This is a genomic window from Deltaproteobacteria bacterium (assembly GCA_020845895.1).
Classification (GTDB): Bacteria; Lernaellota; Lernaellaia; order JACKCT01; family JACKCT01; genus JADLEX01.
On record JADLEX010000082.1, the window covers coordinates 1 to 22,398 of the forward strand.

Here is a 22,398-nt window from a genome sequence, read left to right on the forward strand (position 1 = left end):
GTTGCGCAGCACGCGCCAGACGCTCGCCGGGCTCACCGCGACCACGTCCGCGTCCAGCATCATGAACGACAGACGGCGGTATCCTTCCAACGGACCGTCAGTCCATTTCCAACTGAGGCGTCACACAGCCGCACCGTGCCACAGCGACTGACCGGGCGTGACGGTTATCTCGCCATTGCAAACCACACGGCGAGGACTAGAATCCCACCCCGACGGAGGGTGCGATGACATCTCGATGGTTCGTTTTCGCGGCGGTGATCCTGGGATTGGTGTTCGGGTCGAATTTCGCGGCGGCGGACGACGTCGCCGATTTGCAGGCGAAGCTGGCGGCGACCGGCGCTTCGTGGACGGCGGGCGAAACCTCGATGTCGCGTCTGACGACGGAGCAGATGCGCGAGTTTCTGACGCTCGATCTCGACATGCCCGACAACTGGGCGGAGTACCTGGAGAACTCGCTGCGTTACGAGCCGCCGCGCGACATGCCCACGGCGCTCGACTGGCGCGACATGGACGGCGAGGACTTCTCGACGCCGATCAAGAATCAGGACCCCTGCGGCACGTGCCAGACGTTCTGTTTCATGGCGGCGACCGAGTCACTGCTGAAGATCCAGCAGGGCAATTCGTTCATCCAGCCGGATCTCTCGGAACAGCACGTGTATTCGTGCGACGGTCCGATCCCCTACACGCTCTTCCATCCCGCCATCTACATGGTGTCGAACGGCGCGGCCGACGAGTCGTGCATGCCCTACAACTGCGAAAGCGGCTACCGCCAACCGTGCGACGAAAAATGCGGCGACTGGTCGGTGCGTTCGCTGAAGATCTCGGACTGGAAGATGTACATGTTCCCGAACCCGGAGACGCTCAAGGGCCTGTTGCAATACGGCCCGATCGTGGCGGGTTTTCAGGTCTTCGCCGATTTCCAGGACTACACCGGCGGCGTGTATGAGCACGTCGAGGGCGGAATCCTCGGCGGCCACGGCGTGGCGGTTTACGGATACGGCGAGGACGAGGACGGCGGCTACTGGATCTGCAAGAACAGTTGGGGCACGAACTGGGGCGAGGACGGCTGGTTCAAGATCCGCTGGGGCTCGGGCCTGCTGGGCTTCGGCTATCAGTCGATGTCGATCGCGGTGACCGACGAGTCGCTGTGCGCGCAAAACGCCGCGCCCACGATCTCGCAGCTCGCCGCGCAGAACGACGCGAGCGCGCTGGCGGACGGCGCAGCGCCGTCGATCGTCTTCGACTACGCCGACGCGAATGCGAATCTGGCGGGCGGCGAGTTGTGGTACCGATACGATGACGGCTCGGAACAACGCTACGAAGCGCCGTTGACGGAGTGCGTCGGCGTTGCGGCGGCGGGAGATAAGGGCGAATACGTTTTGGCCGCACCGGGCTCGGCCGGCCAGACGCTCTCGGTCTGGGTGCGCGACACCTGCGGAGCGGACAGCAATATCCTGACGCTCGACCTCGGCGGCGAAACGGGCGATGACGACGCGGCGACCGATGACGACAACGCGGGCGACGACGATGCGGCGGGAGACGACGACAGCGGCGACCCCGCGGACGACGGCGACGATGATGACGACGACGATGACGGGGCCTGCTGCGGCTGAGCGGGATTGACCTGAAAAGCAAAACGGGAAACGGGCCGAACGGCGCGTTTCCCGTTTCAACTTTGGGTTGCGAAAGGGGAGCCTCGAACTCCCACGGTCTTGCGACCACAAGATCCTGAGTCTTGCGCGTCGACCAATTCCGCCACTTTCGCGCGCCGGGGAAAAACCCCGATCGGGCTCGGTTTTTACTTCCAATCGTCGAAACTTGTCAACCGAAACGCCGCTCGCGCAGGCGGTCATATTGCCATTCGTCCGCGAATATGTCCCAATGTTTTTTTATCGCGGAATCACGGTGCGCAAAGCGGCCATCATTATTCTCCTCGTTTCGACGGTTCTGAGTGCGGGCGGGAGTGCGTTCGCGCATACCGACCTGCGTGGATGGTATGCCGACGGACAGACATGGCTCGTTTGGGAAAATGCCGACCCGTGGCCGCTGACCTATGACATCTACAAATCCGACGCGCCGTTCACCGACACGACGCAGGCCGAGTGGGTCGGGCGGGTTTTTCCGCAGGACGGCCGCGCGCCGCGACTCAAGATCGCGTATTGGTTCGCCGAATGGCAATTGCCCGATGGCGATGGCGGGCAATACGTGATGACCGAAAACGAAGCCCTGTTCGTTCACACGCCGCATGCCGAAGAAACTGCGTATTTCGCGGTGGTGCAGACCGGCGAGACCGCGGTGGGCGCCGAGAACCTGACGGGACCGATCGAGCAGCGCCTCGATCCGGTGCAATGCCATCTGCAACGCCGCGCCGAAACCTTCGACGAGGGCCGGCCCTACGCCATCTACGCGCACTGGGTGGATGGCGGCGACGATTGGGACGGTGGGCGCGCCGACTACCCGATCATGGGCAACAAATGGTCGGCCGGGACGGGTTACGTCTTTGCCGTGTGGGAGCCATCCGAAGGACGCACGGGCGAACCGATGCCGATGGTGCTCGGCTTTCACGGCGGCGGCGAAAGCAACTACTTCAACTTCGGCGGCAACATCAATCCGCGTCTGCTGATCGACACGACCACCCCGCATGGCCTGTGCGTCTCCATCGACGACTCGATGCTGGTGATGAAAGACTCCGCAACGGGCCCCCGAGTGGACAACGAAGTCACGCGATGGTTCGGGTATTGGGAAGGCTTCAACCGCTTCGAGGTGCCGACCGAGTATCCGCCGAACGACGGCATCGTGATCGACTACAGTCTGCGCCGCGTGCACTTCATTCTCGATTGGCTCGTGGCGAACGACGAGGTCGACCCGCACCGCATCTCGCTGATGGGCGTGAGCGGCGGCGGCGGCGCGGTGGGCTTCATGACGCGGTGGGACCCCAATCGCTACTCCGCCGTCGCCATGTTCGTGTTGCCGCTCAAAACGACGATCTTTCCGTACGCGTTCTACATGCAGGGCACGGCGGAGCAAAACCTGGCGACCAATCTGCCGAGAGACTACGGCCTGACGGACTGGTACTGGATCACCAATCTGCTTCACGACGATCGCGAGTTGCCTTTCATGCGTCTCGTGATGGGCAAGCAGGACGTGCTCGGCCCATGGGAGGATGTCGTCGCGGCCTTCGACGAGATCGAGGCGCTGCGGTGGGGCGCACATCTGTATTGGGATGAACGCGACCACATCGCGCACTGGCCGGGCACGCACTGGACCGGCAGCGAGCGGCACCACGTCGACTCGATGACGCGCTATCGCAACGACCAGTCGTTTCCCGCGTTCACCAACGCCGACACCGATCCCCTGATGGCAGGACAACAACCGGACGTCGGCCGCGAAGGCCGCGAGAGCGGCGATGAGTGGGGCACCTGGGGCGGTTATCTCGACTGGGATGTCGATTCGATCGTCGACACGCCGACCACGTGGTCCGTTTCGATCTTCTTGTTCACGGAGTCCGAATTCGAAAGTGATGTCGCGCCGATGGAATCGATGAACGCGGATGTGACGATCAGGCGTGCGCAGGAATTCCGCTACGCGCCGGGGACGAAGCTGGCCTGGAACCTCGACACGGACGAAGGCGAACTCGCGGGCGAGGTCGAGGTGGACGACGCGGGGCTCGTCACGATCCCGCAGATTCCGATCACGAAAACCGCGAGGACGCTGACCGTGACGTTCGTGGAGGCACCGGGAGACGACGACACTATTGACGACGACACGGATGACGGCACGGACGACGATGCGGGAAACGACGATGCGGATTCGGCGGCCGACGAATCCGATGGCGGCGACGACTCCGGTTGCGGATGCTGACGTTTATCTCGGTTTGTGGCACGATCAGTCGTTGTCATTGCATGAAGTTGCCCTGCGGCGATCCGGCTTAGACGCGAAAGTGCGCGAAATGATGAAAAGACGATTGGCGGCTCCGTGGATGACGATCGCGGCTTGTATGGCGATTGCGTTTTCGTTGGTTCTTTTCGCCACCGACGCCTTCGCCCAGACGGATCTGCGCGCGTGGAATCGCGACGGCCAGACGTGGCTCGTCTGGAACATGACCAATCCCGATCCATTCACCTACGACGTATATCGCTCGGACTCCCCGATTGTGGACGTCGCCGACGCCGAGTTCGCCGGTCGTCTGTTGATGGAAGACATCACCACGCCGCGCCTCAAGCTTGCCGATGCCGACGCGACATGGACGATCCCCGACGAAGATGGAAATCCGTATTCGCTCGCGGACGACGAGGGTCTCTTCGTCCACACGCCGCACGCCGCGACACCGGAATATTTCGCTGTGGTGAAACACGGCGAGACGGCGCTGTCCGCCGAGAACTCCATCGGCCCCATCGCGCAGGCGCTCGATCCCGTGCAATGCCACCACCAACTCGACGGCGTGACGAGCGAAGACCGCCACTACGCCGTGTACGCGCACTGGGCCGACGGCCGCGAGGACTACACCGACAATCGGCCCGACTATCCCGTCATGGCCAATGCCTTCGCGAACGGCGTCGGGCACGTCTTCGCGCTCTACGAGCCCGACGACGGGCGCACCGGCGAACCGATGCCGATGGTGATCGGCCTGCACGGCGGCGGCGACAGCAACTATTTCCGTTTCGCGCGCGGATTTTCCGACATCTGGCAGATCGACATGCTCCTTCCGGGCGCATTCCTGCTCGCGATCGACGACGCGCTACACGTGCGAGAACCCAGCGGCCCCAACGAGGTCACCTTTGCGGAGCACACGCGCTGGATCGGGTACTGGACCGGCTTCGACCGCTTCACCGTGCCGACCGAGGACCCGCCGGACGACGCGATGGTCGTAGACTACACGGTGCGTCGCATCGATTTCATCCTGAATTGGATGCTGGAACGCGAGGACGAGATCGATCCGCGCGCCGTGTCGATCTTTGGTGTCAGCGGCGGCGGCGTGGCCGTGGGATTCCTGACCCGGTTGTGGCCGGATCGGTTTTCCGCGGGACACAACTTCGTGCCGTCGTTTCAGGGAACGCCCTACCCCTTCGCGCGTTACATGCAGGGCGCGATCTCCCAAAACCTCGCGACGAATTTCCCGGGAGAGCCTGACCTGCGCAATTTCTACTGGCCCACTTTGCGCCTCGCCGAAGGTGAACTGCCGTACCTGCGCGTCATCACGGGGAAGAAAGATATCGGCGACCCATGGGACATGCGGGTGGAGGGCTTCACGGATATCGAGGATCAGCGCCTGGGATGGGCGCTCTACTGGGACGAGCGCGATCACATCCTCAACTGGCCGGGCTCGCATTGGATCGGCAGCGAGAAGCACGATCTGAACGCGCTCACCAAATACCGCGCGGATCAGTCGTTTCCGGCATTCAGCCAAGACGATCAGAACTCCGCTCTCGAAGGGCAGCAACCCGAGATGGGCGAGACGCGAAATACCGGCGACCCGTGGGGGACGTGGGGCGGCTACTTCGACTGGGACACGCAGACGATCGTCGACACCGAGAGCGAGTGGTCCGTCAACGCGTGGATCACGTCGCAGTCTTCGTATGAACCGGATGTGCCGGAATTCGGCGAGTCCCGCGCCGACCTGAGCATTCGCCGCCCGCAGGAATTCCAGCCCGCGGCGGGCGAGACGCTGCGCTACGAGATCGCTCCCGCCGATGGCGGCGCGGCGACTCAAGCGGGCGAGATCGTCGTGGACGGCGACGGCCTCGTGACGATCGCGGGCGTGATGATGTCGAAAACGCCGCAGCGCGTGACGATCTCGACTCCGGGCGGGGGCGACGACGACAGCGAGCCGGACGACGACACGGCGGATGATGACGACCAGACGGACGACGATGACGTCGATCATGTCGACAACGGCGACGACGATGACGACGATGGTGATGGATGCGGTTGTTAGGATGAAGACGGAATCGGGACGACTCGACGGATGAAGGAGCAGGCATGAAGGTGTGGAGATTCTGGTGGCGGTGTCTGGTGATCGCGACGGGTTGTCTGGCACTCGCGGCGACCATGCTCGCGACGGGCTGCGCCGGCGATGACGACGACGATTCCGACGACGACGACGCGGCGGATGACGACACCGACGACGACACGTCCGACGACGATCTCATGGACGACGATGCGGATGACGACGACACCGGCGGCGAGTTCCAGGTGCGCTGGGACTATCTGCTCGTCGATGCCGAAGCGCCTCCCGCGAACCCCGAAACCGGCGATGCCACTCCGGCGCTGCTCAACAAGATTCCGCTATTCCGCTTCCGCGAGGACGTGGGCGATGCCGAACCGCGACCGGTGAAATCCATCGTGTTTCTCGTCGCGGGGTACACGGCGGGCGCCAACCAGATCCGCTTCATCGCCGAGAATCTCGTGCGTCTCACGCAGGGCGACATCGAGGTGTGGGTGCCCGACCGCCGCTTCCACCTGCTCGAAGACGTGGTGGGCAGCAACGCGGCCGAGGAAGCCGGCGACCCGTACATCGCGTACGACTATTACTACAACAACCTCGAGGTGAACGGGCGCACGTTCGGCGGATACCTGAATCCCAACGCCGAGGAAACGGCCATGATGAGCGAATGGGGCCTCGAGATGCAGCTCAAGGATTACCAGACGCTTATGAACCTCATCCCCCAGGACCGCCGAAGCACCAACGTGTTTTTTGGCGGGCACTCGCGCGGGGTGTGGTTCGCGCAGGCGTTCGCGGGATGGGAGTCCGAACCCGGCCGCGTAATGGGCAACGACCTCGCGGGCGTGATCCTGCTCGACGGCGCGGCGCGGCGCGATGAAACCTACGACGAGGCCGATTACCTCGGCGACATCGAGAAGATCCGCGTGGGAGATCTGCCGCGCACCACGCTCTTTTCGTTCTTCTCGCCCGATCTCTACACCTTCCTCGAAATCTTCACGATGGCGGCGTCGGACGATTTGGCCGACACCAGCGACCCGACGCTCGGCCCCGACGGCCACTTCCCCTATCTCGGTCCCTTCCAGATCCTCAAGCCACTCATGACGCGCGGCCACGACGTGACGCTGACCAACGAGGCGTTTGTCGGCCTCGTGGCCGACGACGAGTACGGCCTGATGGAGAACTTCCACGGCCACATGGGGCGGCTCACCGGAGGGCAGATCTGCCACGACTTCCTCGGCGATTACCCGTGCGAGGATGGCGCGTCGTATAGCTGGATCAACTACGACGAGGTGGAGCCGCACGAGCTGATGAAGGCGCAGTCGCTCATCCAGAATATCTACGAGGGACCGTCGAACAACGCGGACCCATACTACAGCTACCGCCTCGACATCGACCTGTACGTCGCCGACCTGTGCGACACGCTGGGCACGTGGCGCGACACGTACTTCCAGCTCTACTCGTCGCAGATGGACGCGCCGGTGTACGTGATGGCGACGGCGCTGGTGGCCGAGACGGGGACGATGGAAGAGTACCGTGACCAACTGCCGCCGGTGCGCGGATACGAGGTGCCGCGAACGGAAGTCGGCTACGACGTATTGTACCAGACCGAGTGGGAGCACATCGACGGCTTGCAGGTCGAACCCGAGTACAACAACTTCTTCACGGATCTCGCCGACTGGGTGACCACGTGGTCCGACGGCGAGGTGCAGGTGCCCGAGTTCGGCACGCCGTGGGAAGACGTCGCGGACCAATATCCGGTCTTCTGAGCGCGCTGGGGAGCGCCGAGCGCCGGCTCGGCACGAGCGGTGATGCGTGTGCACAGCCGGGGGCGGCTGTGCCACATGCCGGTCCGTTTTCATTTGGCGGGCGTCGTCGCCGCGTCTTCCCAAACGCGGCACTCGTCGCCCACGCAGTCCTTGAGCGCGGCGACGAATTCCGAAAGCGATCCTCGCACCGATTCGTACTGCGCGTCTTCGTGCGCGCTGTCGAGTTGATACGGATCGGCGGCGATCTCGTAGAACTCACTGTCGGTCGGCACGCCGAAGAACGATCGATACTCGACTTGGATGAATCCCTCGCCCTCGGGCGCGCCGACGCCCGACCTCACGGCCGCGAACGTCGGCACCTCGATCGTCGTGCCGGTCGCCGACCAGTGCTCGAAGAGCAGCCGCCTGCGCCAAATGTCGCTTTGCGGGTCCTCGATGAGCGGCACGAGCGAACGCCCGTCCACCGCGATGTCCGGCTCGGCGTCCGCGAGATCCGCGAACGTGGGCGCGAGGTCATTGTTCGCCGTCATCCGATCGGTCGTCGCCGGTCCGAACCCGGGCACGCGCATGTAGAGTGGCACGCGGATCGATTCCTCATAAGGGGCATTTTTCTGCGGGATCAGATGTCGCCCGAGCAGATAGCCGTTGTCCGACGTGAAGATCACGACCGTGTCGTCTAGCCGACCCTGCGCGTCGAGCGCGTCGAAGACGTCGCCGATCAGGTCGTCCACGGCGAGCATCGACGCCGCCATGCCGTTGTATTGTGCGCGCGCATTCTCGATGTCCTCTTCGCTCAGGTGCGGGCGATCGAGCAGGTATGGCGGCTTGTCCGAGATGTCGGCCTCATTGAAACTCGGCTCGTCGGGAAGATCGAGATCGAGCACGCCCTCATGGCGCGGCGCGGGACGGATGGTCAGCTCGTACCAAGCCGAGTAGGTCGGTTGCTGATCGAGCCAATCCTCGGGAAACTCGACGTGCGGCGCGAGCGGCGTAACCCACAGAAAAAACGGATCGTCCGGCGGCGCATCCTTGATGAACTCCACCGAGCGGTCGGCGAGGATGTCGGTTTGATAATCGTCCTCGGTCTCGCCATAGGTCACGAGCTCGCCGTTGTCGTTCACGGTGTTGCCGTACACCTCATACACGGTGCTCGACGTCAGCGCCTGCCAGTCGCTCCATCCGGGCGGGATGTAATCGTCCTCGGTCTCCGTGCCGTAGCCGTTCAGATACTTGCCGACGATGCCCGTGTGGTATCCCGCGTCCTGAAGCCACGTCGCCACGGTGGAGGTGTCGTCGAGCCGCGTGACGCCGCCGAAGGGAAAGTTGTTCGTGCGCACGCCGTTGTTGTGCGTGTATTGGCCGGTCAAAAAGGTTGCGCGCGAAGGACAGCACAGTGGATTCGTCGCGTACGATTCGCGAAAATCGATCCCCACATCGATGATGTTTTCCTTCAGATTCGGCATGTGGCCGCCATCGATTAATACGTCGAGCAGCTTCTCGTCGAGATCGTCCGCCATGATGACGACGATGTTCGGACGTTCGATCACGTCGTCGTCGTCGCCATCGTCGTCCCCGTCGTCGTCGATCGCGGAGTCGTCGTCAACGTACGTATCGTCATCCGCGTCGTCGTCGCCGGAGTCGCCGTTGCCGGAGACATCGTCGTCATCGTCGCACGAGCAGGCGCCGACCGAAGCGGCCAAAAACGTGATGAGGAAATACGTGAAATACTTTTGCACCGCGATACCCTCCCATGGCCCCAAACAACCACATCGTCATTCGAAGGGTTCATGAAAACAGGTTTGCGCCGCCGGTGCACCCCGGGGCGCAAACCAAAGGCCGTGAATGGTTGATTCGTTACGCGGCTAGCGGCTCGGCGCGGTTGCGGATCGCCTCGACCTTCGGGTCCATCACCGCGAACCACAGCGGCGGGATGAGCGCCAGCAGCACCATGCCCGCGTAGCCCGTGGGAAGCTGCGGACTCTCGTCGAAGTGCCGAAGGATCTGGTAGCGCCGGCCCGCGTAGGCGTGGTGATCGGAATGCCGCTGGAGGTGGAACAGGAAGTAGTTTGTGATCCAGTTGCTCGCGTTCCACGAGTGCAGCGGATTCACGATCTCGTATTTGCCGTTCGCCACCTCGCGACGCTCCAGACCGTAGTGCTCCAGATAGTTCACCACCTCGAGCAGCGAGAACGCGATGATCGACTGGCCGATGAAGAAGGCGAACGCCTTGGGGCCGAGACCAACGAGGATCGCCACCGCCAGCGCACCGGAGTAGATCGCGCCCATCAGCACGCGGTTGTGGATGCTCCAGACGGGTTTCTTCATCCGGTTCACGCGGCGGGTCTCGATCTCCCACGCCGATTTGAACGTGCCGATCACCGTGCGCGGCCAGAAGCGGTAAAAACTCTCGCCGAGACGCGACGTGGCGGGGTCGTTCGGCGTCGCGACCTGCGCGTGATGGCCGTACACATGTTCGATGCCCTAGTGCATGTAGCACACGGTCCACAGCATCATGTTGCCCAGACGCCGTTCGAACTTCACGTCGCGATGCACCAGCTCGTGCGCGACGTTGATGCCCATCGCTCCGCCGCACACGCCCACGGAAAAGAGCAGTCCGATGGATTCGAGCACCGTCAGATCCGCAAAGGTGATCGCCCACAGGCCGAAACCCACCACGAAGACCTGCGTCGGCGCGCACGCCCACGTGATCCAGCGAAAGGGTCGACTGTCGACGAGCGCCTTCTCGTCCTCGGGCGACGGGTTGTTTTTGTCGATCCCCAGAATCAGATCGAGGATCGGGATGATCCCGAACACCCAGATGATCGTCGAAAACGACGACCATCCGCCCAGGTGGAAGCCGACGAACACCGTCGTCGGCAACAGGACAATGAGGGTGAACGGCCAGAAACTCACCTTGCGTCCCGTGTACTGCGTTGCGAACTCCATCGCCATGCGCTGTCTCCTTCTTCCCCGTTCGAATTACGCACCGATCATGTTGCCGCCGCACACCCGCAGAACACCGCCCGTGATGCCATAGGCACCCGGAGTCGCCAAAAACGTGATCGCATCGGCCACGTCGCGCGGCAACCCGCCCTGCGACAGGTTGGCGATACGCCGCCCGATTTCGCGCGTCATCGTCGGAATCGCCGCCGTCATTCGGGTTTCGATGAAGCCCGGCGCCACCGCGTTGATCGTGATGCCGCGCGGTGCGAGCTTCGACGCCTGAAAACGCACGTAGCCGATCACGCCCGCCTTCGCGGCGGAGTAGTTCGTCTGGCCGAAATTCCCCGCGATGCCCGCGATCGACGACAGGCACACCACGCGTCCGCCCTCTCGCAGCAGCGGCTTCGGCCCCTTCGCGAGCGCGCCCGTGATGGCGATCGCCGCGCCGAGGCTCACGTTCACGGTCAGGTCCCACGCCTCGCGCTTCATGTTGCGCAGCGTCTTGTCGCGCGTCACGCCCGCGTTGTTCACCAATATGTCCACGCCGCCGAACTGCGCGCGAAGCCGGTCGGCGATCTGCGCGGGCGCATCGGCCGAGGTCACGTCGCACGCCATCGCGGTCCCGTTCACCGAACGCGCCGTCTCCTCCGACGCCGCGAGGTCGTCGGGGCGGTCCAGCACGATCACGTGCGCACCTTCCGCTGCGAGCGCGCGCGCCGTCGCCTGCCCGATGCCGCGCGCCGCGCCGGTCACGAGCGCCACCTTGCCGTCGAGCGCCTGCACGAACGTGGGCGAGGCGACGGGCTTCGCGGCGAGCTTCGACACATGAATCGGCTGCCCGGTGACATACGCGCCGTGATCGCCGAGCACGTACCGCAGCGGGCCTTCGAGGCGGTCCTCCGCGCCCGGTTCGACCGTCACCAGATTCGCCGTCGATCCGCGCCGCCCGATTTCCTTGGACATCGCGCGCACAAAGCCGTCGAGCGCACGCGATGCCGCGGCGGCCTCGGCGTTTTTCGCCGCGCCTTCCGGACGTCCGACCACGACGACGCGCGCGCACGAACCGATGCGCGAGGCAAACGTGTGAAAAAACCCGTACACCTTCGCGAGATCATCCGTGCCCGCGACGCCCGACGCGTCATAGACCAGCGCGTCCGCGCCGAACTCCGACGGCACGTTATCGGGGGCGATCGGCGCGGTAGCGACACCCGCCTTCTCGAAAGACTTCGAGTCGCCCGAGGGCGCATACACCGTCGCGCCGGCGCGACCGAGCATCTGCGCGATCGCGTCGGCGACCGCGCCGCCCTTCACGAACCCCGCGATGACGCGGCGGCCTTCGAGCGGACGCGCCGACCATCCGCCGCTCGCGCGACGTAGTTTGGGCGGCAATGGAATCGGCAGGCCCAGCGTGCCGACGAGTTTGCGAAATTGCGGATTCCACGTCAGTTGATTCAGGACATCGCCCATGACAAATCCCCCATTTTCATCGCGCGCGAAGCGCGTAAGTCCCCGACATATTGAGCAAGCCGCCGCGCGCGGCGCCGACATACACGCCGTTCGCATCGTCCACGAAGATTCCGACAGCGCCCGGCAGTACGATGGGCCGCGTGAAGCGCGCTTCGATCTCGCGAATCGCGAACGGATCGCCGCCACCCGGCCCCCACACGAGCGCTTCGAACGTCCGCGCGAAGGTGGCGAACCCGTGCAGGATCACGTTCTTGAACCCCGCCGCCTTCGCGTAGGGACCGAACCAGTGCAGCGGGTTGAAATCGCCCGTGAGCACCGCGAAGTCGAACCCCGCGCCCGGCCCGATGCGGCGGAACGCGATTTCGCGCGCATCCGCCGGCACAAGCGGTTGCTCTTTCTTCTCGCCGCGCCCGCGCGATGCCAGCGGCACGAACGCGCGGATCTCGCAGTCGAGCGCGTCGGGATTCGCGTCGGTGCCGGTGATGACGCGCTGGCGGAAAATCGCGCGCGTGCCGTCGTCGTCCACGTGTTCGAGCCACGCGCGGATGCGCAGACGCTCGCCGATCGGGATCGGCGCGTTCACCGTCATGCGACAACCCGCGTTGAGCACCTTCGACATGGGGTAGGTGAGCCCGTCGAGCGTGCGCGCGGCGAAGGGTACGGCCCACTGCGGGAACATGTGCGGCGGCAATCGATCGCCGTACGCCTCCGGCGATCCCCCGACGTTACGGATGAACGCGCGCGCCAGATCGACCGGGCGCGGTGCGATGGTCGCCTCGATCACACGCCCCGGCGTGACCGGCGGCGTGGGCACCATGCGCGGCCCGAAACTCTGGCGCGCCGACGCCACCGCCACACGCCCCAACGTGGCCAGCACGGGACCCTGATAACGCACGAATCCGGCGGGAACGGTCATGACAAGCCCCTTACGCGCGCGCCGCATCGGCGTCGCCCTGCCCCGCGAGTTCCTGCAGGATGCGCGGCGAGCCGTTCGTGATGAGTTGATAGTGATGCCGAACGCGCAGGTCGGCGCGTTCGGTGTACCGATCGGCAAGCTCGCGCCGCTCGGGGAATTTTCGCGCCTGCTTCCACAACACCCGCGAGATCGCCGCATCGGCCAGAATCCGCGTCAGGTTTTCGGCGTGCAGCATGGCGTAAGCGAAGTCGCGCTTGGGATTCCAGTTCTTGAAAAACTCGCTCGTCCAAGTGCTCATCGGTTTCTTCGCGACCGACTTCATCTTGTCCGTGGCGACTTTTTGCATGAGGTGCTGCGTCGCCCGGTAAGCGGTGGATTCGATGCGCGCAACGCGACGCTCGATCGGGTCCGTCGCCGAGACCGACAGCCAGCGCGCCTGCGCCGCGCGGCGCACGAACTCCTGGGGATTCTTCATCACGCCCATCAGCGTGTCCTTCATCGCCATCAGCGACTGGATTTGGCTCGTGCCCTCGTAAATGGGCATGACAAGCGCGTCGCGCATGAGCTTCTCGACGCCGGTCTCGCGGATGTAGCCCGAACCGCCGTGGATCTGCATCGCGCGGCGCGCCATCTCGACCGCCTTCTCGCTCGCCAGGTATTTGAGCAGCGGTGTCGCCTGTCGCGAGACGGCGGCGTAGTGATCGGCCATCTTCGCGTCCTGGCGCGAAGCCACCGAGTCGGTGTCGTGGAAATACCGCGCGCGAAGGCGCAGCTTTTGCGCCATTTCTTCGTGCCACGCGCAGTGAATCGCCAGCGCGCGCAGGCCCTGCAGGTCGGTGCGCATCTCGTCGAGGTAATCGGCGATCAATTCGTGGCGACCGATGGGCTTGCCCATGCTGACGCGCTCTTCGGCATACGCCTTCGCCGCGCGATACGCGGCCTCGCACAGGCCGATCGACTCGAATCCCACGCCCACGCGCGCGTTGTTCATGAGCAGCAGCATCAACTTGAAGCCCTCGCCCCGCTGCCCGATGAGCTGCGCCGGCGTGTCCTCGAACGCGATCGTCGTCGTGGCCGAGCCGTGATGGCCCATCTTTTCCTCGATGCCGACGAACTCGGCGAATCGCGTGCGCGTGCCGTCGGCCTGATCCTCGAACGCCGGCACGAGAAAGAGCGACAATCCCGCGAGGCCCGCGAAGGAATCGTTCGGGTCTTTCGCGTCCTCGGTCCGTGCGATGACCACGTGGTACTTCGCGTGGCCCGACGTGATGAAAATCTTCTGGCCGGTCACGCGCCAAACGCCGTTTTCGTCCTGGCGCGCACGGGCCTTGAGCCGCGCCATGTCCGATCCCGCGTCGGGTTCGGTGATGTCCATCGAGCCCCACGCCTCGCCCGAAATGATCTCGCGGATCTCGCGCTCGAAGCGGGTCTTGGCGATCCGCCACTCGGCACGGTTCACCTCGGTCGTCCCCTCGTGAACCGAGTACATCAACAGCGCCATGGCGATGCCGCCATGGAAGCTGTGGTGCGCCATCACCGAGACGTCGGCGCGTCCCATCACTTCGCTGTTCAGAAAATAGACGAGCAGCGGCACGTTCGACCCGCCCAATTCGCGCGGCACGCACAGGCCGTGAAGTTCCAGCCCCTTGATTTGATCGAAGATGCCCTGAAGGAGCGGCGGAAAGCTGACGTGGCCGTCCTTGAAGAGCACGCCGTCGCGGTCGATTTCGAGCGCGTGCGGCGCGATCTGCTCGGCCGAGAACTCGCCGACGAGCTGCAAAATGCCCTTGTAGAAGTCGACCGCCTCATCGACGTTGCGAAAGCCGTCCGGCGAGCGCCAGTTGTATTCCGTGATCTCGACGAGCGGCGCCCAGTCGATGCCCTTGTCCACGTAAAACCGGATATCGTCGTTGTCCTCGAAAAAGTTCGCCATGGTCGTCTCCCCTTACGTTCGCTCGGGGTTCGCAAAGAATCCCCGGCGTGCGATGCGAATCATCTCCCGTAACTGCCGATCCATCGGGTCCACGTCGTCGTCGTCGCTCGGCACGAGCTGCGTGAGCACATCCGACGACGCGATATTCGAGATCACCATGCCCACGATCTGCGACACGAACGCCGGCACGTCGAGTTGCGAATCCACCGTGCCCTCCTGCTGGCCGCGCCGCATCGTGTCCACCACGAGCCCAATCCACGGATGCAGGTGGTCGCGGAACATCGCGAGCAGCGAAGCCGGCCGGTCGAGCAGCTCGCGCACGAGCAGCCGCGCCCGGGCCGAGTCCTCGCGGAAAAAATCGATGACCGCGAAAATCGCCGCATCGAATCCCTCCTGCCCGGTCGTCGCCGCCTGCAGGATGCGCGGGACGACGTCCTTCCAGCGCGTGATAAGCGCTTCAAGCACGGCCACGCGGATCGCGTCTTTCGACGGGAAGTGATGTAGCACCGACGGTTTGCGGATTCCGACCGCGTCCGCGATGTCCTGAAGCGATGTGCCGTCGAAGCCGGCCGCCGCGAAAAGACGCGTCGCGGCCGCCAGAATCTGGTCGCGCATGTCGTGGTGTTCGTGCGCGCCGTTCGCGAGCGCAGGTTCAAATTCGGTCGCCATGCCCGATTATTCTCCGAAATTCCCCGACCGTTTGGTCGTCGTTCATCTACCGATTGGTCGTTTATAGACTACCAGATGGTAGACGGCAAGGGAAATTCGCGCTTTTGGTAGGCGGATTACCGGACCGGACCGGTGGTTCAGGATTTGCCGGCTTTTTCGAACACGATCGCGATCGGCGCGAAGGCGTTTTGCAGTTCGGTCGGCGCACCGCGTCGAATCCAGAACGCGACGGCGGGCTCGAACCCGATCAATCTGCCCGGCCGATAGTGCGCCACGAACGCCTCATTGGTGAAAAACGCGTAGTAGTTTTTCACGTTCGCCAAGCGATCCTCGATGAACTTGCGCTGTCGTTCAGCCCAGAATCCGTTCTTTTTCGGCGCGAATTCCTGGCGGAGCCGCTCGACCATGTCCTCGGGTACCGTGATCGTGTCGGTGTCTTCGAGCAACGGCCCCAAATAAATCAGATCGGGTTGCAGTTCAGAGATCCGCGCGAGGTCCATCTTCTCGTGGCCGGGGAATCCCTTGCCCAGCTCCACGGGCCGATGCGCGACGACGGGATCGGCGAGCCCGTGCGAGTCGTACGCGCGCAGGCCGCTCTCGTACGGTAGCGCGCCCGCGGGCATGAGATAGAGGAACGTGCCCGGCGGCACCGCGCCGCGCAGGGCGATTCCGACCTGCTGCCACAGCCCGGTCGTTTCGCGGTGACGCAGCACCGCCGTCACCGCGCTCGCGGCGGTGACACACGTCGCGATGGCGAGCAGCACGGCCGCGCGGGCGCGGTAGCCGACGAGCCCTTGCGGCGATCGCCCGGCGCGCCGCGTGACGAGTTCGCCCCACAAGCCCTCGGCGAGCCACGCGACCACCGGCAGCACCGGTACGAAGAATCGGTGATACGGGAAGTAGTCGCCACCCACGTACGTGTTGTACGCGGCGTACGCGCCGATCCACGCACTGCGAGCGCGACGCGGGTGCGAATGCGCGACGTCCGCAGCCCGACCCGCGCGGCGACCATCACCGTCGCGAGCGCAAGCCAATTCAGAATGAGCCACAGGCCGACGTATCCCAGACCGCGCAGCCACAGATCCGCGCCACCACCGTCCACCTTGGCGTAGTACGCGTTGGGAAACGGATAGCCGTAAAAAGACCATCGCCACGCGAGCACGGGGCCGAATACGCCCGCGAAGACGAGCGACAGTTTGAGGGTGGATGTCCACCGCTCGCGGCCGGTTTCGATCGCAAAGAGCAGCGCCGCCGCAAGACCCGCGAACGCGACGGCTTCCATGCGCACGCACGCCGCGATCCCCAGCGCGACACCCGTCCACGCGGGCGAGATGCCCCGCTCCGCGCGCAGCACCAGGGCGGCGAATCCCGCGAACATGAACGCCGAAAAGAACAGCGTCTCCATGCCCGAGCTCAGGTAGAACCACACGGCGGGCTGCGTGACGAGGATGACCCCGGCGAGGCTGATGGGGATGCGCGAGGGTGCGGCGCTTTGGGCACGCGGCCATGCGAGCGCGCGCAGGGCGACGAGCATCAGCGCGATCGCGAACGTGTTGAGCGCGAACGCCGCGACCTCAGGCGTCGCGCCGATCTTCATGGCGATGCCGACGAGGAGCGCGAAGAGAAAGTTCGACGCCGACTCGACCGGTTCGCCCACGTTGTAAACGAGGCCGTGTCCGGCGGCGAAGTTCGCGGAGCATCGGAACGTGATGAAGGCGTCGTCCACGAGCCCCAGGTGCAGCCACGGCCCGACCGCCGCGACAACAGCGACGGTCGCGACGGTGAACGCGGCAATCCGCACCGCGTCGCGCCCGGTCAGGATGGGCGATGCCGTCTGCATGTTCCGCCGAACTCCGTGGAGGCCAGAACATATCCATCCCGGCCCGACCTGTCACGCCGTCCGTTTCGCTTGTTCGCGCACCAAAACTTGCCTATCGTTCGCGGCAACCAATGACGAAACCCGGCCAAGAATTCGTGGTGAAGCGTCCCGAGCTGTGGATCGTCCTCGCCGTATTGGTCGTCGGCGTTCCGACGCTTTGGATGCCGATGGGGCTCGACCACGGTAATTGCGGCTACGTGGCGGATGTGATCCTGGACGGCGGAGCGCCGTACAAGGATGCATGGGAGACGCGCCCGCCCGCGATCTTCTACCTCAACGCGGCGGCGATCGCGGCGTTCGGCAAAAACGGTTTCGCGTTCCGCATGTTCGATCTGGTCTGGCAACTCGCGGCGGCGCTCGCACTCGGCCGTCTGACGCGGCGCTGGTTCGGCGAGCGCGCGGGGATGTTCGCGGGCGTGCTCTTCGCCGCGGTGTATTTCATCCCCGCGTCGTATTGGGATCTGGCGAACGGCGACATCTACATCGTACTGCCCTCGGCGCTCGCGCTGCTGTGCCTGTTCGATCGCCCCGGACCGCGTTTCGCGTGGGACGCGATGTGCGGCGCGCTCATCGGCGTCGTGTTCTGGGTCCGATTCACGCACGGCCTGTTCGGCCTCCCCGTGCTCGCGTGGATTCTTTCGGAGAGTCGGCACGAAGTGCCCTACGGTTTCGCACGCAGCATCGCGCGTCTCACCGCCGTCGGGGCGGGATTCGCGGCGGTCGTGGGCGGCTACGTCGCCTTGCTCGCGGCGCAGGGCGCACTCGGCGATTTCCTCTACACGGTCTTCGACTTCGACATGAAATACGCGCAGACCACGTATCTCGGCGGGTTTCCCGAATTCGCGCGGTTCGTGATCGCCAAACACGTCATCTGGTCGTGGCGCAATCTCGCGGTGGTGCTGCCCGGGTTGCTCGCGCTGATTCAACTCCTTCGCACAAGACCGCTCACGCACGGCGCGATCGTCCTCGCCACGTGGACGGCGGCGACGTACGCGGGCGTCGCGATCATGGCGAAGTTTTTCGTGTATCACTGGTTCGCGATGCTCGGGCCGCTGTCCGTTCTCGCGGGCTTCGCCTTCGCGTCGGCCACGACGAAACCGCGCGCCGCGTGGGTGCTTGCGGGACATCGCATCACGCTCACCGTTTGCGCGGCGCTGCTGGTCGTCGCGATGGCCGGGCAATCGCTCACACGCGTGGCCGATGGCGCGCGCCTCGCGACCGGAAAGCTGTCGTGGACGCAGTATCTGTCCCGATTCGACAACCTGCGCGATTTCGGCAGCTTCTCCGCCACCGCGAATCATCTGGGCGGCGAGTACCTGCGTAAACGCACACGCCCCGACGACAAGATCTGGATCTGGAGCGCGAGTACGCTGGTGCTCTTCAACGCCGACCGGCGCGGCGTGGGGCGGTTCGGTACGAATTTGATGCTGGCCCCCGCGTGGCGCCGCGCCGATTGGACAGCGGAGCTGCTCCATCTCGTGCAGACGGAGAAACCCGCATATGCGATCGTCACCTTCGGCGATGCGGGCGCGCCGATCACGGGCGGGGAGCTGGATTCACGGCAGCTTCTGGCGACGTTTCCGGAGCTTTCGGCACACTGGCGCGAGCACTACGAAGTGGAAACGACGATCGGCAACATGGAGTTCCACCGACGGCGCGACCCACCGACGGCCGTCACGACGACGACTTCTTCGCCGCCGTAACCTTCCCGGCGCCCGGCCGTTCGACCCGGACGAATGCCTGCTTGACGGCCACATCAGTCTCTTTCTTTACGAAAAACAGCGCGCGGTCGTGCAGGTAGCGCAGCTCCATCAGATCGTATTCGGCGAGCATGGTGGTGGAAAAGAGAAAATCGAAGGTGGTGTCGCGCCGCGCTTCGAATGACTTCGGCTTCTCGATCACGTCGTCCGACTTCAGCTCGCCGCGCTCGTATCGTTCGCGCATTTCAAAGTATTCGTTGAGGACCAGATTGACCTCGACTCCCGGTTCCTCGATGAAAAAGAACACGAGGTCGGGATCGAGTTCGCGCACGCGGGCGTAGTCGGCCTTCTCGTGGCCCGCGACGCCTTCGCCGAGTTCGACGTGCCGTCGCGCGATCACGGGATCGGTGAGACCGAGGCTGTCGTAAGACGTGAGGCGACTGAAGTACGGAATCGCTCCGGCGGGCGCGAGAAAGAGCGTTGTCTCGCGGGGGACCTTTTTGCGCAGCACATCGCCGATGCGCGCCCAGGCGTTTACCAGTTCGATCTGCGTGTAGTACTTCAGCCCGTTGAGGGGATACGCCACATTCCAGACGAGCGCGATGACGAAAAAGGTCGTTGCCCGCCGCCAGAATCGTTGTCGCACGGCGGAATCTGGGCTCGCGGCGGATCGGCCCGGCAAGAATTCCACGGCGGTCGGCGTCATCCACGCGAACACGGGCAAAACGGGCACGAAAAAGCGACCGAACGAAAAATAGTCGCCGCCGACGTAGATGTTGTAAGCCATGTATCCCGCGATCCAGACGAGACCGAGCGCCGTCCGGCGGCGCGTGAAGTCATCCCCGCGCCGCACGGCCAGGACCGCGCCGATCATGACACCGACGGCCGGCAGCGTGGTGCCGAACCACTGCGCAATGTAGACCAATCCGCGCTCGGCGAGGGCGAGCGACCCTCCATCGACCTTGGCGTAGTACGTATTGGGGAACAGGTCCCCATAAAACGAATAACGATACGCGGCGACGGGCACGAAGATCGCCGCGAAGAGCAGCGCAGTGACGATGACGCGGCGCACCCGGATCCCGCGGTCCGAATAGAGGAACAGGAATGCGCACGAGGGCACGAGGAATGCGGCGGCCTCCATGCGGATCGTCGCGGCAAGCGCGATCCACAAGCCCGCCCACGCCCCGCCGATTCCTTTCTCCATCGACCTCGCGACGGCGAGGAATCCGCCGAAAAGCAGCGCGGTGAAGACGATCGTCTCCATGCCCGAATGCGCGTAGACCCACATGGCCGGCTGCGCCGCGATGGCCCAGACGATGCCCGACATGCGGCGTGCATCCCAGAGCGCGTCGCGGTCCGTGATTCCGGCTTCGACGCAAAGGACGTAGAGCAAGAAGGCGAGCGCCGCGAAGTTGAGGCAAAGCCCGGCGAATTCGGGATGCGCTCCGAGTTTCATCCCGAGACCGATGGCGACGGCGTAGAGGAAATTCGACGTGGCTTCGACGTGCTGGCCGATGTTGTAGACGAGCCCGTGCCCGTTCGCGAGGTTTCGCGAGCAACGGAACGTGATGTAGGCGTCGTCCATCGCCCCCATGCCCGCGAGACGCCCGGCAATCCAGGCGACCGAGCAGGTGGCGAGAGACAGGCCGAGCGCGTGTCGGTGTACGCGGCGAAACATCTTGCCCGCTCTGGTTATTCCGGCACCAGTTGATCGAAACGCGGCGAAATTAGCCGCGAAGCCCGTATGTGTCAAAATCCGCTTCTCGCCCCGCCGGACATTTCTCGCGTAATTTTCGTGCCCGTGATATCGCACGGGCGAGTTGCGTGATCTCGCAATCCCATGTTTCGGGGTCGCTCATGAAATGCGTTTTCCGTGCGATGTGGATTTCGGTCGCCTTCATCCTTTCGGCTCACGCCGCTCTCGCGGACGCGCGCGTGCGGACGGCCGATGTCGTCGTGATGACCGCCCGCGATTTCGGGCCGCTCCTCGGAATGCCCATCGCGAATCTGCGTGCTTACGCCAAAGCCGGAGATCGATTCGCGCCCATCCCGTTTCAGATCGACGAGCGCGACGCCAAAGGAGCGCTCGTCTTCCCCCTCGGGCCGCGCGCCGGGCGCGACGTGGACGATGGACGGCTCGACGCGAATGACGAACTCGTCTTCATGGCGAAAGACGTTGGGACCTCCGTTGAGCGCTCGGCGTTTCCCGCCGGATGGAAATCGGCGCTACCCGTCGAAATCGCCGACCCGGTGAACGGTTCGTCGTCGTGGATCTATCTGATCGGTTTCGACAAACCGCCCGCCGCCTCGCCCGTCGATTACGTTCGCTACGATCCCGCGACGAATACAATCCAAGCCGCGAATTACACGATGGCGTTCGACCCGAAAGCCCCGATCGGCATCGGCAAACTCGCCGTGAACGCGCAGGGCGGCGGCGACGGACGCAATACCATCGACCGGCTCAAGATCCGTTTCACGGCGACCGCGCTGGCCGGGCTCATGAAGATCGAGCGCAACGAGGAGCAGTTCACGTGCAAGGTCGTGGCGTGGATCGACGGTCCCGTGCGCGTCATCCGGCATACGCAGAACCGCATCGTGCTGCTGCTCAACATCCCTTCGCCATCGGCCATGCTCGACAACGTTTACTACGCCAATCAGTTCGAGTTTCCGACCGAGGTGAACGTTCCTTTCGATCCGGGCACGCTGATCTCCGACCCGCGATTCGCCGTTTCGACCGATGCGCTGTGCGGCGTTTCGGGCATGACGTATCGCAACGAAAAGAATCCGCGCGCCGTGGCGATCGACGGCGTGACGTCGCCCGAGGAATCGGCGATGGACCGGGGCGCCTATCGCTGGATGGTGGTCACGCTCCCGCCGCCGGGGCGCGGCGCATGGCTCAATCGTTTGACCTACGACCAGGGCCTCGGCGTCACGCCGAATCTCTTCTACGTCGATCGCAAGGACGTTCCCGACGCACCTGAGAACGACGCGGGGCAGTGCGGGAATCTCGGTTACACGCTCGACGGAATGGGGAACCTGAAGAAGGGCGAACTGCGGCTCAACTCGATCATGGTCAACATGCCCGAGTTTTCCGAAGGCCGAATCGTGGAGTATCTGAACATCCTCGATCGACCGCTGGTCGCCACCGCGCGAGAGGCGATCCTGCCCTGAAGTCTGATTT

General features: G+C 64.3%; 16 protein-coding genes and 1 tRNA gene. 6 read left to right on the forward strand and 11 right to left on the reverse strand.

Translation table 11 applies throughout. The features are described 5' to 3' along the window. The first annotated feature begins 224 nt into the window (after positions 1–224). Positions 225–1,613 (forward strand): hypothetical protein, encoded by a 1,389-nt coding sequence (locus IT350_10925; protein MCC6158554.1) that lies wholly within the window; start codon positions 225–227, stop codon positions 1,611–1,613. Between the two features lie 68 nt (positions 1,614–1,681). Here IT350_10925 and IT350_10930 read toward each other — a convergent pair. After that, positions 1,682–1,765, reverse strand: a tRNA-Leu gene (locus IT350_10930). A 116-nt stretch (positions 1,766–1,881) separates the two neighbouring features. On the opposite strand from IT350_10930, the gene IT350_10935 reads away from it, so the two are divergent. The 3 genes from IT350_10935 to IT350_10945 all read left to right on the forward strand — a co-directional run bounded on the left by IT350_10935 (position 1,882) and on the right by IT350_10945 (position 7,710). Next, positions 1,882–3,861, forward strand: coding sequence for a hypothetical protein (locus IT350_10935; protein ID MCC6158555.1), 1,980 nt, complete (start codon positions 1,882–1,884; stop codon positions 3,859–3,861). A gap of 91 nt (positions 3,862–3,952) precedes the next feature. After that, positions 3,953–5,935, forward strand: coding sequence for a hypothetical protein (locus IT350_10940; GenBank protein MCC6158556.1), 1,983 nt, complete (start codon positions 3,953–3,955; stop codon positions 5,933–5,935). A gap of 44 nt (positions 5,936–5,979) precedes the next feature. Next, positions 5,980–7,710 (forward strand): hypothetical protein, encoded by a 1,731-nt coding sequence (locus tag IT350_10945; GenBank protein ID MCC6158557.1) that lies wholly within the window; start codon positions 5,980–5,982, stop codon positions 7,708–7,710. A gap of 89 nt (positions 7,711–7,799) precedes the next feature. Here the strand turns inward: IT350_10945 and IT350_10950 are convergent, their stop codons facing one another. From IT350_10950 to IT350_10990, 9 genes are all read right to left on the reverse strand, one after another. Next, entirely contained in the window at positions 7,800–9,446 is a 1,647-nt protein-coding gene (locus tag IT350_10950; protein MCC6158558.1) for a sulfatase, read from the reverse strand. Between the two features lie 118 nt (positions 9,447–9,564). Beyond that, positions 9,565–10,179: an alkane 1-monooxygenase gene (locus IT350_10955; protein ID MCC6158559.1), complete on the reverse strand. Its 615-nt coding sequence runs from the start codon at positions 10,177–10,179 to the stop codon at positions 9,565–9,567. Between the two features lie 12 nt (positions 10,180–10,191). Next, positions 10,192–10,662: a hypothetical protein gene (locus IT350_10960; protein ID MCC6158560.1), complete on the reverse strand. Its 471-nt coding sequence runs from the start codon at positions 10,660–10,662 to the stop codon at positions 10,192–10,194. Positions 10,663–10,689: 27 nt separating this feature from the next. Then, positions 10,690–12,120: a 3-oxoacyl-ACP reductase gene (locus IT350_10965; protein ID MCC6158561.1), complete on the reverse strand. Its 1,431-nt coding sequence runs from the start codon at positions 12,118–12,120 to the stop codon at positions 10,690–10,692. A 16-nt stretch (positions 12,121–12,136) separates the two neighbouring features. Continuing rightward, the gene (locus IT350_10970; GenBank protein MCC6158562.1) at positions 12,137–13,036 is read right to left on the reverse strand and encodes a hypothetical protein; all 900 of its coding nucleotides are present in this window, start codon (positions 13,034–13,036) and stop codon (positions 12,137–12,139) included. A 10-nt stretch (positions 13,037–13,046) separates the two neighbouring features. Next, entirely contained in the window at positions 13,047–14,969 is a 1,923-nt protein-coding gene (locus tag IT350_10975) for an acyl-CoA dehydrogenase family protein (GenBank protein ID MCC6158563.1), read from the reverse strand. Positions 14,970–14,981: 12 nt separating this feature from the next. Next, entirely contained in the window at positions 14,982–15,638 is a 657-nt protein-coding gene (locus IT350_10980; GenBank protein MCC6158564.1) for a TetR family transcriptional regulator, read from the reverse strand. Positions 15,639–15,775: 137 nt separating this feature from the next. Next, the gene (locus tag IT350_10985) at positions 15,776–16,402 is read right to left on the reverse strand and encodes a hypothetical protein (protein ID MCC6158565.1); all 627 of its coding nucleotides are present in this window, start codon (positions 16,400–16,402) and stop codon (positions 15,776–15,778) included. Then, positions 16,357–17,478, reverse strand: coding sequence for a hypothetical protein (locus tag IT350_10990; GenBank protein MCC6158566.1), 1,122 nt, complete (start codon positions 17,476–17,478; stop codon positions 16,357–16,359). The genes IT350_10985 and IT350_10990 overlap by 46 nt, the downstream gene beginning before the upstream one ends. A 110-nt stretch (positions 17,479–17,588) precedes the next feature. On the opposite strand from IT350_10990, the gene IT350_10995 reads away from it, so the two are divergent. Then, a complete protein-coding gene (locus tag IT350_10995; GenBank protein ID MCC6158567.1) occupies positions 17,589–19,220 on the forward strand; it encodes a glycosyltransferase family 39 protein in 1,632 nt (543 codons plus the stop codon). On the opposite strand, the gene IT350_11000 is transcribed toward IT350_10995, so the two are convergent. After that, a complete protein-coding gene (locus IT350_11000; GenBank protein MCC6158568.1) occupies positions 19,192–20,895 on the reverse strand; it encodes a DUF2029 domain-containing protein in 1,704 nt (567 codons plus the stop codon). The genes IT350_10995 and IT350_11000 overlap by 29 nt on opposite strands. A gap of 179 nt (positions 20,896–21,074) precedes the next feature. On the opposite strand from IT350_11000, the gene IT350_11005 reads away from it, so the two are divergent. Then, positions 21,075–22,388 (forward strand): hypothetical protein, encoded by a 1,314-nt coding sequence (locus IT350_11005; protein MCC6158569.1) that lies wholly within the window; start codon positions 21,075–21,077, stop codon positions 22,386–22,388. Positions 22,389–22,398 lie beyond the last annotated feature (10 nt).